Origin of the sequence: Nocardia sp. CA-120079 (assembly GCF_050955745.1) — a bacterium.
GTDB lineage: Bacteria > Actinomycetota > Actinomycetes > Mycobacteriales > Mycobacteriaceae > Nocardia.
The window spans coordinates 617,593-629,664 of record NZ_CP192088.1 but is presented as its reverse complement, the minus strand read 5'-3'; the positions used below and the strand labels follow the sequence as shown (position 1 = coordinate 629,664).

Sequence of the window (12,072 nt, the reverse complement as noted above, 5' to 3'; positions counted from 1 at the left end):
CGGAATACTGATGAACTGGATCATCCTCGGCATCGCGGGACTGGTGGAGATCATCTGGTCGCAGAGCATCAAGCCGACCGAGAACTTCACCCGTCTCGTCCCGACCGTCATCTGCTTCGTACTCGGCGCGGTCGCGGTGTACCTGCTGTCGCGTGCCATGCAGACATTGCCGGTCGGTACGGCCTATGCGGTCTTCACCGGAATCGGCGCGGTCGGCGCGATCAGCCTCGGTGTCGTGATCAACAAGGATCCGATGAGCGCCGGACGACTGCTGGCGCTGTCGCTGATTCTCGGGGGCATCGTGCTGGCGCGCGTCACCAATCCGGAGTGAGCGGGTCCGGCGGTACAGTCCCGCGCATGATCGAACCTGTGCGGGTACCCGATCTGCTTCGGTACTCGACTTCCCTTGGCGCACGCGGGATTTGCCGATAAAGCGGCCCGCGACCGGCATTCGCGGGCCTGGCCGTCGGTACTTCGGACAGCTCGATCAGCGCACGGCCGAGCCCGCCCGACCATCACCTGCCGGTGCACTCGATTCGGACTGCCGCCTTCGCACGCGTCGCGGCGGCGGCGGGGGTAGGTTCGACTGCGAATTGTGATTCACACATCTTCGAAAGGACCGTGATGCCCACACGTACCGCGCGCACCGCTTGGACCGGCGGCCTCCAGGACGGCTCCGGCCAGGTCGAGCTGGCCAGTTCCGGTGTCGGCAAGTACGACGTCTCCTTCCCCAAGCGTGCAGCCGACGACGCCGACGGCACCACCAGCCCCGAGGAACTGATCGCGGCGGCGCACTCCTCCTGCTTCGCCATGGCCCTCTCGGCCCAGATCGGCAATGCTGGTGGCACACCCGAGAGCCTGGACGTCACCGCCGATGTCACCCTCGGCCCGGATCCGGACGGCGGCTTCCGCATCAGCGCCATCAAACTCACCGTCCGCGGCCGGGTCTCCGGCCTGGACGCCGACGGCTTCGCCGCCGCGGCGGCCGCCGCCAAGGCGGGCTGCCCGGTCAGCAAGGCCCTCGCCGGGGTGGACAACATCACCCTCGACGCCGCCCTCGCCTGACTTCCCGGCTCCTCGCACCGCCTGTGCGAGGAGCCCAGTGGTTATGCGAGCGCCGCGTACGCGCACAGGCGTAGGGCGAATGTCGTCGGTAGGCCGATGTCCGGGTGGGGGTGTCGGGCGCAGGGTTGGGGCATGAACATTTTCACCCAACCCGAGGCCATGACCTTCTTGGCCGATCACTATGACGGCGGGTGGCATCCCTGGCCGTTCTTCTGGATCTTCCCAGCGCTGTTCTGGGCAACCATAATCGTCGTCTTCGTATTCGCGCGGCGGCGGTTCTGGACACACCGGAAGACCACATCATGAGCCTGACCTTCGGAATCGTCATCACACCGCGCTCGGGTGCTGAATGGGCCCGCGCGGTACAGAGCGCCGAGCAGCAGGGCTACCGGACGATCCTGCTTCCGGACACACTGAACACCCCATCGCCGTTCCCGACGCTCGCGGCCGCCGCAGCGGTGACCACCACGGTGCGGCTGCGCCCGAACGTACTGGCCGCTCCGCTGCGCAACCCCGCCGTCACGGTGCGGGAAACCACTGCGCTGCAATTGCTTTCAGACCGACGATTCGAACTCGGCATCGGGTCGGGACGTCCTGATGCGAGCGGTGAGGCCGAACGGCTCGGTATGCCGTGGGGCTCGGCGGCCCGGCGGCGCGAGCAACTCATCGCCACCGTGGATGCCGTTCGTGCACAGATCGATCCGGCCCCACCGATCGTCGTTGCCGCGAACGGACCTCGAATGCTCACTGTCGCAGCAGGTTTGGCCGATCGAGTGCTCCTGGCCGCGGGACCGCAGGCCACGGAGGCCGATCTCGCCGAAATGGTGCGAGTGGTGCGGGACAACACCGATCGCGATGTGCGCTTCACCCATCAGCTGGTCGGCATCGGTGACGAACTGCCGTTTTGGTTGAGCAAGCGCCTCGGACTCACCGCGGCCGGACTGCGCGCAGCCGGATCGGCGGGGGTGCTGGATGAAGATCCAGCGACCGTCGCCGAGGTGCTCGAATACCGCAGGGAGAAGTACGGAATCGATGAACTGATCGTCCCAGGCGAGCTGGCCCAAGCCTTCGCCCCGACCCTCGCCCGATTCACGAATCCCTCCGCTTGACCGCCCACGCGGCTGCCCTGCAACACGCAGCCGCACCCGGCGGGGTGCCCCGCACCCGCAGGCCACAGGCCGCACGGCGCACCCGCGGCCCGCAACCGCAGGTCTCGGATCACAACAGCCGGCACTCGTCGCAACGCCGCAGTCGCAATCCTCGCGACCGCGGCGTTGCGGTGGTGGTCTGCGCGTCCTCGATCAGCCCGCACCCACACCAGCGCTGCCTGCCGAACTACTGCCCGTCCGGATTCGCGGCCCGCCGTTCGGCATCGGTGAAACCTTCCACAACCTGTCCGGGCGCCGCCATACTGCGCCGCGCCGAATACGCCGCCGCCGAGGCGAACACACCAGCGGCACCCGCCGGAGTCGCACCATAGGTGAGCGAGCGCCGCGGATCGAATCCCAATTCGGACCCCACCGCCACCGCATCCATATTCGCGCCGAGGAATACGAAATCCCAGGAGTACACCTCTTGCTGCTGCGTAATCAGCGCCCGCACCGCGGCATGCGTCCATTCTCGGCTGGAATTCTCGTGCCCGTCGGTGAGTACAACGACGATCACCGTGCCCGGCCGCTCGTGCTCTGGTCGAGCCGAGAGTTCCCGGCCGATATCGGTGACCAGCCGCCCCACCGCGTCGTACAGTGCGGTTCCGCCGCGCGGCTGCAGGTTCAGCGGCGGCACGTCGGCGATCGGCCGATTCGCATAGACCAGTTCGTATTCGGTATCGAACTGCGCGAGCGTCACCAGCGTCGTCTTCGGCACCTTGCGCTGTTCTTCGATGTAGGCATCGAAGCCGCCCTCGGTATCGGTTTTGATCGCCTGCATGGAACCCGACCGATCCAGCAGAACCGCGACCGATGTCAGATCTGAATTTGTCACCTAGCACCCCCGTGATAGTTGTCGGAATGACCGCTCCCCACGGTACGCCGCCGCTCGAGCGTGCGAATTCCAGAAAAAAATGCCGCCCACCGGAAATCCGGTGGGCGGCATCTGCTAGCCGTTCGACTTACTCGCCGGCGGCCTCGGCCGTGGTGGTGCCTTCGCCCGCACCCGTGAGCACGACCTCCGGCTTCTCCTCGGTGGCTGCCGCCTTGGTCAGCTTCGCCTTGCCGGTGAAGGTGAACTTGGCGTTCTCGCCGGAGCCCTCGCCGTCCCAGCCCTCGACGTCGACCACGATGGTCTGACCCGGACCGATCTCGCCGAAGAGGATCTTCTCCGACAGCTGGTCCTCGATCTCGCGCTGGATGGTCCGGCGCAGCGGCCGGGCGCCGAGCACCGGATCGAAGCCGCGCTTGGCAAGCAGTGCCTTGCCCTGCGGGGACAGCTCGATCTCCATGTCCTTGTTCTTCAGCTGCGTGGCGACGCGGCCGATCATCAGATCCACCATCATCACGATCTGATCCGTGGTGAGCTGGTGGAAGACGATCACGTCGTCGATGCGGTTGAGGAACTCGGGCCGGAAGTGCTTCTTCAGCTCGTCGTTGACCTTGAGCTTCATCCGCTCGTAGTTCGAACCCTCGGCGTTGGACTGGGTGAAGCCCAGGCCGACCGCCTTGGAGATGTCCGAGGTACCCAGGTTCGAGGTGAAGATCAGCACGGTGTTCTTGAAGTCGACCGTACGTCCCTGGCCGTCGGTGAGACGACCGTCCTCGAGGACCTGCAACAGGGTGTTGTAGATCTCCTGATGTGCCTTTTCGATCTCGTCGAACAAAACGACCGAGAACGGCTTGCGGCGCACCTTTTCGGTGAGCTGGCCGCCCTCTTCGTAGCCCACGTACCCGGGCGGGGCACCGAAGAGCCGCGATGCGGTGAAGCGGTCGTGGAACTCGCCCATATCGATCTGGATGAGCGCGTCGTCGTCGCCGAACAGGAAGTTCGCCAGCGCCTTGGACAGCTCGGTCTTACCGACACCGGACGGACCGGCGAAGATGAACGAACCCGAGGGACGCTTCGGATCCTTCAGACCGGCGCGGGTACGGCGGATCGCCTTCGACACGGCCTTGACCGCGTCCTCCTGGCCGATGATCCGCTTGTGCAGCTCGTCCTCCATGCGGAGCAGACGGGTGGTCTCCTCCTCGGTGAGCTTGAACACCGGGATACCGGTCCAGTTGGCCAGCACCTCTGCGATCTGCTCGTCGTCGACCTCGGCCACGACATCCAGATCACCGGAGCGCCACTGCTTTTCGCGCTCGGCGCGCTTGGCGACCAGTTGCTTTTCCTTATCGCGCAGCCGCGCCGCCTTCTCGAAGTCCTGCGCGTCGATGGCGCTTTCCTTCTCCCGGCGCGCATCGGCGATCTTGTCGTCGAATTCGCGCAGGTCCGGCGGGGCGGTCATGCGACGGATGCGCATGCGCGCACCGGCCTCGTCGATCAGGTCGATCGCCTTGTCCGGCAGGAACCGGTCGTTGATGTAGCGGTCGGCCAGGGTGGCCGCGGCCACCAGCGCGCCGTCGGTGATGGACACCCGGTGGTGCGCCTCGTAGCGGTCGCGCAGACCCTTGAGGATGTTGATGGTGTGCTCGACCGTCGGCTCGCCGACCTGGACCGGCTGGAACCGGCGCTCGAGTGCGGCGTCCTTCTCGATGTACTTGCGGTACTCGTCGAGGGTGGTCGCACCGATGGTCTGCAGCTCACCGCGGGCCAGCTTCGGCTTCAGGATCGAAGCGGCGTCGATCGCGCCCTCGGCGGCACCCGCGCCGACGAGCGTGTGCAGCTCGTCGATGAACAGGATGATGTCGCCGCGGGTGTTGATCTCCTTGAGCACCTTCTTCAGGCGCTCTTCGAAGTCACCGCGGTAGCGGCTGCCCGCGACCAGGGAACCCAGGTCGAGGGTGTAGAGCTGCTTGTCCTTCAGCGTCTCCGGGACCTCACCGTTGACGATGGCCTGCGCAAGACCCTCGACCACGGCGGTCTTACCGACACCGGGCTCGCCGATCAGAACCGGGTTGTTCTTGGTGCGGCGGCTCAGCACCTGCATGACGCGCTCGATTTCCTTCGAGCGGCCGATGACCGGGTCGAGCTTGCCCTCGAGGGCGGCCTGGGTCAGGTTGCGGCCGAACTGGTCGAGCACCAGCGAGGTGGACGGGGTACCAGCCTCGCCGCGCGAACCGGATTCCACCGGCTCCTTGCCCTGGTATCCGGACAGCAGCTGGATGACCTGCTGGCGCACCCGGTTGAGATCCGCACCCAGCTTTACCAGCACCTGCGCCGCGACACCCTCACCTTCACGGATCAGGCCGAGCAGAATGTGCTCGGTGCCGATGTAGTTGTGGCCGAGCTGCAGCGCCTCGCGCAAGCTCAGTTCCAGCACCTTCTTGGCACGCGGGGTGAACGGGATGTGACCGGACGGAGCCTGCTGGCCCTGGCCGATGATCTCCTCCACCTGGCTGCGCACACCCTCCAGCGAAATACCAAGGGATTCCAGCGACTTCGCCGCTACGCCCTCGCCCTCGTGGATCAACCCAAGCAGGATGTGCTCGGTGCCGATGTAGTTGTGGTTGAGCATCCGGGCCTCTTCTTGGGCCAAGACAACGACGCGCCTCGCGCGGTCGGTGAACCTCTCGAACATCGCTCCCTCACTCTCCTGCTCCGAAATTCTGGCATCCGACGCTTCCGTGGCGTCAGCCTGCCATGAAGCCCGGGGGTTGCGGCCCCGGCCTCCACTCTAGTTGGCAGGGGATTACGCCGCCTCCAGTCCACCCTATTGGGGACCGGCGACAACACGGTCATTCACTCATAACGTGCTAGTTGCGGGATACGTTTCCGCTCAGGTTTTGCCCTCAGCGAAATCGCTGCCTCGCCGCTTCCCCGCCGTGGGTGTCACCCGGTGAACGGCGGGACGAACTCGCACGGCACCTCGCGCGCATGCGCCGGATCGAGGGCGTTGAGCACGAAGCGGGCGCTGCGCGGACTGCCCGCGATCGCCAGATGTTCGGAGTAGTCGATCGCGCAACCGTCCTGGACCACGATATTCGTCGCGTTCGGCCCTGGCACGAAGCCCGAGTCGTACGGGACGACGATCTCGTCCAGGCTGCCCATGATGTTGGTGTAGGTGATGCCGGGAACGTAGACTCCGTCGCTGTTGAGATCCCGCAGGAAGGTTGAATCGCGTAACAACTCGGCGCAGGCCTGGCACAGCGAACCCGTCGCGGCCTGGAAGTACGGCCCGGCGCCGAGCCGGTCGGCGAATGCGGCCACATCAGCCCCGCCGCCCGCATTGGTACCGCGCCAGGCCGGTGCGATCGATACATATTTATCGATCTTGTCCGCGCCGCCGAGCCGCTTGGCGTAGTAGTTCGGCAGCACAGTGCCCTGCGAATGCCAGACCACGTCGACCTTGCTCGCCCCGGTCGCCGCGAGCACCCGATCCACGAAGGCCGCGAACTGCACCGCGCTCTGCTCGATCGGCAGCATCCCGCCGACCGCGGAGATCGGCCACGGCAGATCGTAGGCGCCATAGGTCAGCGAGAAGACGCAGTAACCTTCGTTCGCGAGCAGCGGCGCGTACAGCCCCCAATTCGTCTGCGCCCCACCACCCGTACCGTGTGCGAGCACCACCGGATTCGGATGCGCCGCACTGGGGCGACACCCCCAATCATTCGAACCTGGCAGCGAGCCACCGTGATTCACCAGCTCATTCGGGATTCCGGCGAAGAAGTTGTAGTCGACCGGATATTCGGCCTGCGCACTACCACCCGCACCAATCCACAGCACGGCCAGCACGGCAACGACGATTGCGGACCCGGAAACACGCCGCATGGAGACCTCCAAAATCTGGAACGTGTTCCAGAACGTAGCGCAACTTATCGCCGCACCCAAGCCATTGCGGCGCACCGCATCTCGCAGATCGGCCACCAGCCAGTCCCCATGATCGCCGAAACCGCCGTCGGCGGGCCGATCAATGATCGACCCGCCGACGGCGGAGAAAACCAGCAGTCGCGAGACTCTACGCCAGGGAATGCGCACCCATCGGCTGCGAGCCGGTCTGTCCGAATCCGTACTGCTGAGCCATGATCGGCGCGCGGTACGGCTGACCGGCGGTCTGCGGCACCGGCTGGGCTTGCCGAACCTGTTGCGTACCAACCGCACCCGCGGCCTGCGTGCGCCCGTGCTGGATACCGGCCGCGAACAGCGCACCGGTCAGCACCAAAAAGGCCAGTGTGTGCAGGATAGCGCGGAGGATATTCCAACGGACCCAAGCGGATTCGAAATCGGCGCGTACCTTTGCCAGGTCACCGATCTGGGCCGGGTCGCCTGCCGCCGCGAGTTGGTCGTTGAGTGGAACATTCAATCCGGAGGTGACCGCGAAGGCGATCACATTGAGTGCCAGGGCCACACCGAGCCAGATCAAGGTGGTGCGGTGTTCCTTGCCCAGGTGCAGCGCCGCCGCGAGCAAGGTGAAACCGACGGTGCCGAGGAACCCGAGCATGAACCACGGGTTGATGATGACCACATTGATCTTCTGCATCACATCGATGATCGTGCGGTCATCGGTGCGGTTCAGCGCGGGCATCACCGATATCGCGTAAGCGTAGAAAACGCCCGCGATCAAGCCGGTTGCGAGGGTGGCCGCCACCAGCGCGGCGAGTCGTAGCGCGAACATGAATTTCTCCTGCCTCCGAACCCGGACCTGATCCGATTTGCTCGGTCCGGCGATGTTTCAAGTACACGGGTAACCGGCGCGACCATCCATGGTTCAAGCGCTCGGGCACCTAAGCGAGAGTCCACGCCTGCCGGCGTCACAAGTCTCGGTCGGAGATCAACCCACTTTGCATGGCCAAACCGGCCAGTCGGACTCTTTTCTGATTCTGCGGCAGATTTTCCACACCGAACTTGGCGAACAGCGCCCGCAGATGTGTCTTGATCGCATCGACGCTGAGGAACAATTCCTCGGCGATCTGTTGATTCGAAGCCGGGGTCGCAAAACCCGCACCGTTCTTATATGGACGGCACAGCGCGACCAGTACTGCGCGCTGGGTATCGGTCAGTGAGCGCAGCGTGGGAATAGTGCCGGTCGAGGTCCGCGTCGCATCATCGACAACGCCGCCGAAGTCGTGGAACGAGACCAGCGAGGTACCGACCCGGATCCGATCGCCCGCCATCAGCCGCCGCCGCCCGACGAGGCGCTCGCCGTTGACAAAGGTGCCGTTGCGGGACAGGCCGTCATCGACGATCGTCCAGTGCGCGCCGAGATATTCGACCGCCGCATGCAGGCGCGAGACCTCCGCGTCCCAGCGCAGCGCCAGATCGGCCTGCGGGGAACGCCCGATGGTGACGCGCTGCTGGTCCGGGGTGAGCATGAACTCCTGCTGCCGACCCGAGTCATCAGTGAATCGCAATAGCGATCCGACGAAACCAGTCACTGCGCCGATACCTCATCTCTCCATACCGCCAGTGACGCTCTTCGCACAGTTCCATGGTGCCGCGTCCTGGTACCGCGAGCAAGATCGAGTCGACTCCGAACCTTCCTCATATCGAAGGCCTATCACAAACGCGCCGCCGCCCGGGCGTCGCACGATTCGCCCGGGCGGCAGCCCAATTAAATAAGAACTCAGCCCTTCGCGGCCTTGTTGTACGCATCGGTGATGTCAGCCGAGATACGACCCCGCGCGGACACCTTGTGTCCATTCCGGCGCGCCCACTCGCGAATTGCAGCGCTTTGTTCACGATCGATCGAGACCCGGCTCTTTGCAGCTCCGGGAGCAGCGACCGCAGCCTTGACCCGCCGCCGACCACTCACCCGCCGAGCACTCGAAACCCACTCTTCCAAGCCGTCGCGCAGCTTCGCCGCATTTGCCGACGACAGGTCGATCTCGTACGACACACCGTCGATCGCAAACTCAATGGTCTCGTCCGCGATGGACTCACCATCGACATCGTCGATCAGGCTAACGGTGACCTTCTTTGCCATGAGATGAACGTCCTCTCGAAATCGTGCGACCCGCATACTAGGCCGATTACCCGAGGCAAGAATACCCCGAATTCGAAAAATTCCAAGACGAGGGCCGAGCTATGCAATCCGATCGTCAGCGAGTGACTGGACGCACAATTGGGAACAGTATCGTTTCCCGGATTCCCAATCCCGTGAGTGCCATCAACAAGCGATCGATTCCCATACCCGTACCCGTTGTCGGAGGCATGCCGTGCTCCATCGCTGCGAGGAAGTCCTCGTCGAGTGCCATCGCCTCGTCATCACCTTGTGCGGCAAGCCGCGCTTGATCCACGAACCGCTCGCGCTGGATCACCGGATCGACCAACTCCGAATAGCCAGTTGCCAACTCGAAGCCGCGCACATAGAGGTCCCACTTCTCGGTAACTCCGGGCTTGCTGCGATGCTGTCTGGTCAGCGGTGATGTCTCGACCGGGAAGTCACGCACGAAAGTTGGGGCGTAGAGCTTGTCACCGTACTGGTGCTCCCACAGTTCTTCGACAAGTTTGCCGTGGCCATAGCCCTTGTCCTCGGGAATTTCGAGTCCGACCCGATCAGCGAGTGCAAGTAATTCCTCGATCGACGTTTCCGGAGTCACCGATACACCCAGTGCATCCGACAGCGAAGGGTACATCTCGACCGTCGCCCACTCGCCGCGGAGATCGTATTCGGTGCCATCTGCAAGGGTTACCACCTGCGTGCCGAAGACCTCCTCGGCAACTTCCTGCACCAATTCTCGAATCATCCGTGCGGAGTCGTCGTAGGTGCCGTATGCCTCATAGGTTTCCAACATTGCGAACTCCGGGGAATGCGTGGAGTCCGACCCCTCGTTACGGAAGTTCCTGTTGATCTCGAAGACCTGTTCCAGGCCGCCCACCACACAGCGCTTGAGGAACAGTTCGGGCGCAATTCGCAGGTAGAGATCTATATCGAGGGCATTGGAGTGGGTGACGAACGGTCGCGCCGCCGCACCGCCGTGCAGCGTCTGCAGCATCGGCGTCTCCACCTCGAGGAAGCCGCGCCGCTCGAGCGCGTTGCGCATCGCGCGCACCACCGCGACCCTGGTCCTGGCCATTTCCCTGGCCTCTGGGCGCACGATCAGATCGACATAGCGCTGCCGAACCCGCGACTCCTCGTTCATCTCCTTGTGCGCCACCGGCAGCGGCCGCAGGGCCTTGGCCGACATGGCCCAGGAATCGGCCATAACGCTCAATTCACCGGTTCGTGAGGAGATCACCTCGCCGTGCACGAATACGAAGTCTCCGAGGTCTACATCGGCCTTCCAGGCCGCCAGTGCGTCGGCTCCGACACCGTTGAGGCTGACCATCGCCTGCAGTTTGGTGCCGTCACCCTCCTGCAGCGTCGCGAAACACAGCTTGCCGGTATTACGCAGGAAAATGACACGCCCGACAACACCCGCCTGCAGACCGGTCCGGGTGTCCGGCTCGAGCTCCGGATAGGCGGCCCGAATTTCGCCGAGAGTATGTGTGCGCGGCACCACCACCGGATAGGCATCACCGCCATCGGCGATCAACCGCTCGCGCTTCTCGCGCCGAATCCGCATCTGCTCCGGAACATCGTCCGCGGCGGGCGCGGGACGGTTGGCTTGCCCCGCAGGAACCGAACCCGCGGAGCGACCGGATGAAGGCGTGTTCGGGTTGCTCACGTTCAACAACACTAGCGGGCACCGGAAATCGATTTGCGGGCCGCCCGGGCACGACCGATCGCTAACGAATCAGCCGTGCCCGGAACAGTCCGTCATGTCCTGTTTCGCGACCTTCTCCGGCACGCCGAATAGCGGGCGCGCTCCGGCAATCATCCGAAAGCCATTGCGCGCCCGTATGTTTCGAGATGGAAGTGGTTCGGCCCGAATTTACAGCGTTGCCAGCGCCTCGACCTCGCGGGCGAAGTGCGGCGCCCGGACCCCCACACTGAGCAGACCGGCCGCCTTCAATGCCTGATAGCCACCGATCACATCGGTGGCCCGATGCAGACCGAGTTCCTGCAGCGCGGCCGCGGCGAGACTGGAGGTAAAGCCCTCCGAGCAGACGACGATCCATTCCACATCGTGATCGGTGGCCAGTGCCAGCCGGGCAGAACTTGACGGATCCAAACGCCATTCCAGGACATTCCGTTCGATCACCAGCGCGCCCGGCAGTGCGCCCTCACGTGCGCGCTGCGCCTGCGGGCGGATATCGACCAGAATCGCGCCCCGTTCGAGCGCCTGCGGCGTTTCGAAGGCATAGATCCGATTCAGGCGGGCCCGCGCGTTCTCGAGCATCTGATCGATGGTCAAACGGGTCATCACATGTCACCTTCGGGCTGGTCGGTGAGGACGGTTCGGGAGCGCCGCAGGGTGCCGTGGCCGGTCACCTCGTAATAGGACATGGCGGTGAGCGGCGGTGAATAAGCGTGCACGCTGAGCGTCGGATCGAGCGGCCCGACAGATTCCACGGCAGTGCCGTTTCGAGCGACCTGCAAGCCGTCGCCAGCGGCCGGCGCGCGCATCACATCGTGCACCCAGCCGATCTGGAACGAGGCCTGGTCTCCCGCGGTCAGAATGCGCCTGCGCAGTTCCGTTCCGTTCCAGCGGAATTCCGAGAGCGCGCCGCTGAGCACGGTCAAGGCGCCGAGCGAACCGGCATGGTCGTGCAATTCGGTGGATTTGCCTGGAGTCCAGCTGATCAGCCAGACATCGACCTCGTCGTCGGAAAGCAGCCGGGTGGCCCAGCGCTCATCGGTCGGCCAAATTCCATTGGCCGGCAACAGATGGTCGTAGCGTCCCGCGAGTACGTCCTCGGCGCCCTCGTCGGTCAGCCGGAGCAGATCGGCGGGACGCAGGCGGGTGGGCAATGCGGAGGAGACGGCACGATCCAGCGGCGGGGTGGCCGAAAGGGCATTCCGTGCGGAATCGAGGGAGAGAACAGAAGAACGCATCAGCGAATCTCCAGGAGTGTGTCAACGGTCGAGGGACT

At 64.6% G+C, this 12,072-nt stretch carries 13 protein-coding genes; 4 read left to right on the top strand and 9 right to left on the bottom strand.

What is annotated here, in order from left to right:
* The first annotated feature begins 10 nt into the window (after positions 1-10).
* From ACQPYR_RS02930 to ACQPYR_RS02915, 4 genes are all read left to right on the top strand, one after another.
* Positions 11-331: a DMT family transporter gene (locus ACQPYR_RS02930; protein ID WP_063042772.1), complete on the top strand. Its 321-nt coding sequence runs from the start codon at positions 11-13 to the stop codon at positions 329-331.
* Positions 332-624: 293 nt separating this feature from the next.
* Complete coding sequence (locus tag ACQPYR_RS02925) at positions 625-1,065, top strand: OsmC family peroxiredoxin (RefSeq protein ID WP_040686169.1); 441 nt, start codon at positions 625-627, stop codon at positions 1,063-1,065.
* Between the two features lie 132 nt (positions 1,066-1,197).
* Entirely contained in the window at positions 1,198-1,371 is a 174-nt protein-coding gene (locus ACQPYR_RS02920) for a hypothetical protein (RefSeq protein WP_433627269.1), read from the top strand.
* Positions 1,368-2,174 carry an LLM class flavin-dependent oxidoreductase gene (locus ACQPYR_RS02915; RefSeq protein ID WP_433627266.1) on the top strand — a complete coding sequence of 269 codons (807 nt, stop codon included), beginning with the start codon at positions 1,368-1,370 and terminating at the stop codon, positions 2,172-2,174. The genes ACQPYR_RS02920 and ACQPYR_RS02915 overlap by 4 nt, the downstream gene beginning before the upstream one ends.
* A 226-nt stretch (positions 2,175-2,400) precedes the next feature.
* On the opposite strand, the gene ACQPYR_RS02910 is transcribed toward ACQPYR_RS02915, so the two are convergent.
* From ACQPYR_RS02910 to ACQPYR_RS02870, 9 genes are all read right to left on the bottom strand, one after another.
* On the bottom strand, positions 2,401-3,048 hold the full coding sequence (locus ACQPYR_RS02910) for a vWA domain-containing protein (RefSeq protein ID WP_433627263.1): 648 nt from the start codon (positions 3,046-3,048) through the stop codon (positions 2,401-2,403).
* A gap of 127 nt (positions 3,049-3,175) precedes the next feature.
* On the bottom strand, positions 3,176-5,737 hold the full coding sequence (locus ACQPYR_RS02905; RefSeq protein WP_063042776.1) for an ATP-dependent Clp protease ATP-binding subunit: 2,562 nt from the start codon (positions 5,735-5,737) through the stop codon (positions 3,176-3,178).
* A 251-nt stretch (positions 5,738-5,988) separates the two neighbouring features.
* Positions 5,989-6,927, bottom strand: a complete 939-nt coding sequence (locus ACQPYR_RS02900) for an esterase/lipase family protein (RefSeq protein ID WP_433634993.1) — start codon at positions 6,925-6,927, stop codon at positions 5,989-5,991.
* A gap of 187 nt (positions 6,928-7,114) precedes the next feature.
* Complete coding sequence (locus ACQPYR_RS02895) at positions 7,115-7,771, bottom strand: DUF1772 domain-containing protein (protein ID WP_433627261.1); 657 nt, start codon at positions 7,769-7,771, stop codon at positions 7,115-7,117.
* A 136-nt stretch (positions 7,772-7,907) separates the two neighbouring features.
* Positions 7,908-8,468 (bottom strand): FHA domain-containing protein, encoded by a 561-nt coding sequence (locus ACQPYR_RS02890; RefSeq protein ID WP_245672443.1) that lies wholly within the window; start codon positions 8,466-8,468, stop codon positions 7,908-7,910.
* Positions 8,469-8,719: 251 nt separating this feature from the next.
* A complete protein-coding gene (locus ACQPYR_RS02885; RefSeq protein ID WP_040686163.1) occupies positions 8,720-9,079 on the bottom strand; it encodes a histone-like nucleoid-structuring protein Lsr2 in 360 nt (119 codons plus the stop codon).
* Between the two features lie 115 nt (positions 9,080-9,194).
* Positions 9,195-10,661, bottom strand: coding sequence for a lysine--tRNA ligase (gene lysS / locus ACQPYR_RS02880; RefSeq protein WP_433634992.1), 1,467 nt, complete (start codon positions 10,659-10,661; stop codon positions 9,195-9,197).
* Positions 10,662-10,970: 309 nt separating this feature from the next.
* Complete coding sequence (locus tag ACQPYR_RS02875; RefSeq protein ID WP_433634991.1) at positions 10,971-11,393, bottom strand: rhodanese-like domain-containing protein; 423 nt, start codon at positions 11,391-11,393, stop codon at positions 10,971-10,973.
* An 8-nt stretch (positions 11,394-11,401) separates the two neighbouring features.
* Entirely contained in the window at positions 11,402-12,034 is a 633-nt protein-coding gene (locus tag ACQPYR_RS02870; protein ID WP_433627258.1) for a cysteine dioxygenase, read from the bottom strand.
* Between the last annotated feature and the right edge of the window lie 38 nt (positions 12,035-12,072).